Consider the following 2,743-nt stretch of genomic DNA (forward strand, 5'->3'; position numbering starts at 1 on the left):
TCATCTTTATCTAAATAATAAGGAAAACTTAGCATTAAAAGAATGGTTTTAAAATAAGAACTATTAATATCATTTATTTCTTTGCAAAGTTTTTCTGCTTCTTCTTCATTTAACACTCTTAATTCTATATAATGATGAGTGATGAGATAATTGATGATACGATTGATTTTTAAAAAATAAGCTTCTTCTAATTTTCTTATTCTCTCATTTTCAGCTTTAGCTTCTGCTAAAGCTTGATCCTCATCAGAAAACCACCATTCCTCAATCTTTCCAGCAATCCATCCTCCAACTACCGCACCTACTATTGTCCCAGCCACGGGGACTAAAGAACCAGCATAACCTCCTAGTATTCTCCCAGCCATAGTAATACTAAACCTTGTTGCTACTCTAGTGGCAAGTTGCTTTGTAATCTTATGTGTGGCTAACATACCAACACCAGTTTCAAAAACAACTTCTTTAATGGCTCTTTCATTATCTTTACCTTCTGCTTTTTTAAATAAATAAGAAAAAATACCAAAATTACCCATAAGTTTATATTTGTAAAATTCATTAATCGTATTTGAAATACCTTGCGCTCTCATATAGTCATTCAGTAATTCACCTGAACCAGCTCCTGCTATAATCATAGAATAATTGATAAAAGTTCCCATATTACCCAAATCCCTTCGATCAATAGGCATCTGTGTAAATTCTTGCTGATAAGAATAAAATTCCAAAGCTATATAAGGCGAATATACTTGCTGCTTATTTTCCAAATTCTCTATCCTTTCTTAGTTTTTCTATTTTGTCAAGATCAATTTGATTTTTATTTTGATAAAAATTTGTGTGAGAATCGTGTATTAAAAACAATAAAGTATTACGTATATTATGAAAACTTTCTTTATCTAAAGATGATAAAAAATCAGCAATAAAAGGTTTTAAAATATTATAAAATTTATCAAGATTTTCTATATTATCTTCAATAAGCTCTAAATTATAAATTATTTTTCCATCAAAATCGATAATACTCACATTATCGCACGCTAATAACACCGAAAACAAAACAGGAGAACTAATATCGACATAAAAACTTCCTAATGTTATTTTAATATCCTTGCCGATATATTTTTGCAATATTAAATTATCATTTTTTATGAACATTTTCTTTAAATTTAGTGTCTTATATAACATTAATGGGCTTTGTAAAAACCATAATATTATAAGTATTGCAAGAATGGCACTAATTAGCCAACCATTATTATTTTTATTTAAAAATTTTTCCAAAGCAATTACAATAAACGATATGCCTACTATTAAATATCCTATTCTAGCAATCCAAGACCAAAAGAAAGCAAATGTTTTTTTATGTTTTAACTCCCAAATAATTTCATCTCGCGCGTCTTGTTCTTTGATTTCCGTGTTGTTATTTTCTATACTCATTTTTTATCCAATCTTATCTTATCGATTTCTTTAAGATCTATATTGTAATACTGCTCAAGTTGAAATAGTCCATAGATAGCAGTAAATTTAAGATATTTAATATTCTCGCAACCAATAAGATAATTTATAAGATGACTTTTTGTAAAATTTGCAAGCTCATTAAAATTTGTATTAGCGGATTCAATAAAACCATATAATTCCTTGCCATTACAATCTAATAAAAGAATTTTCATTGTTATACCTTGATAAAAACTGGACTCTATACCGATAACATAACTCCCAGATTCTAATATTAGGTTTTTTCCTATATATTTTTCAAGATATAATTTATAATTGTTATCAATATACATCTTTTTTCTCTTTTCTGAGTTCTATTGCTTCTTTAAGGAAAGTGGTATTAATGTTACTAGTGGCGTTTACATGGAAAAAGATTTTTTCAAATTCTTCATCACTTAAGCTTAACAAATAAGGCATTACATGGGGCTTTATAATGGTATTAATTCTTACAAAAAAACTATTTTTTGGGTCACTGTCTTGGTTAAAAATATTATGTTCGAGGTGTTCTTTGGCCTTATCTCCAAAGGTATGTATCACTATATGTCCTGGAGAAATTGCATATGACAAACAACGATAATATATAAAAAAAGTTCCCAAAGGAAAAACCAAATCATTTTTAATATAATACTCAATCACAAGTTTTTCTTTTGTGACATAAATTCTTTTAATATTTGCCATTTTATAGATTGCTCGTGCAAGTGCATATACTGCTACAAGAAATATAAAAAAACCTATAAACCATTTATAATTTATTTCTTTTTCAAATATCCTAGGAAACAAATAAAGAAAAAAACATAACCCAATAATATATGTTATCCAATAAAGCAAAAATAAAGGCTTGTACTTTTTTCTTTCCCAAATAATTTCATCTCGAGTGTTTTGTTCTTTGATTTCCGTGTTGTTACTCATTTTTATCCTTTATCTATTCTGCTCTTACTTCTCCACCTCTAACTACAAGCCCATTAGAGTCTATAACTACTTCTACTCCACCTGCTTTAATAATCACACAATCTTTCTTAGCAATAATTTGAGTATCGCCTACTTGATGGAGGATTTGATTACCCGCTTGAATTTCGCAATCTGTTTGAAAGTCAAAAGTAGAACTTTCTGATTCTAAAGAATATTGCTCTTCTACCTTTGTTTGCATAGAATTAGACTTTAAAGATGTATTATCTTGTATATGGGCGGATAAATTTTGATGGACATTGAGGAAAAATTCTTTTTCTATTGTTTGGGTTAAAGATTTTTCTATTAATAATTTATTTTC

General features: G+C 28.1%; 4 protein-coding genes and 1 pseudogene. All 5 read right to left on the minus strand.

The genetic code is table 11. From position 1 onward, the window contains the following. On the minus strand, window positions 1-755 hold a 755-nt coding region (locus H2279_RS08245), incomplete at its 3' end, for a hypothetical protein (protein ID WP_337196242.1). After that, window positions 745-1,419: a hypothetical protein gene (locus H2279_RS08250; protein WP_337196243.1), complete on the minus strand. Its 675-nt coding sequence runs from the start codon at window positions 1,417-1,419 to the stop codon at window positions 745-747. The genes H2279_RS08250 and H2279_RS08245, both read right to left, overlap by 11 nt. After that, a complete protein-coding gene (locus H2279_RS08255) occupies window positions 1,416-1,652 on the minus strand; it encodes a hypothetical protein (protein WP_337196244.1) in 237 nt (78 codons plus the stop codon). The genes H2279_RS08250 and H2279_RS08255 overlap by 4 nt, the downstream gene beginning before the upstream one ends. Before the next feature lie 106 nt (window positions 1,653-1,758). Continuing rightward, entirely contained in the window at window positions 1,759-2,154 is a 396-nt protein-coding gene (locus H2279_RS08260) for a hypothetical protein (protein WP_337196245.1), read from the minus strand. A gap of 244 nt (window positions 2,155-2,398) precedes the next feature. Beyond that, window positions 2,399-2,743: pseudogene (locus H2279_RS08265) on the minus strand (type VI secretion system Vgr family protein); the annotation flags it as partial.

Source organism: Campylobacter sp. B0100352/1, from assembly GCF_020135855.1.
GTDB lineage: Bacteria > Campylobacterota > Campylobacteria > Campylobacterales > Campylobacteraceae > Campylobacter_D > Campylobacter_D taeniopygiae.

Coding starts and splice junctions, on each gene's coding strand:
- H2279_RS08260 (WP_337196245.1), bottom strand. CDS start 2,154: ATGGCAAATATTAAAAGAATTTATGTCACAAAAGAAAAACTTGTGATT.
- H2279_RS08255 (WP_337196244.1), bottom strand. CDS start 1,652: ATGAAAATTCTTTTATTAGATTGTAATGGCAAGGAATTATATGGTTTT.
- H2279_RS08250 (WP_337196243.1), bottom strand. CDS start 1,419: ATGAGTATAGAAAATAACAACACGGAAATCAAAGAACAAGACGCGCGA.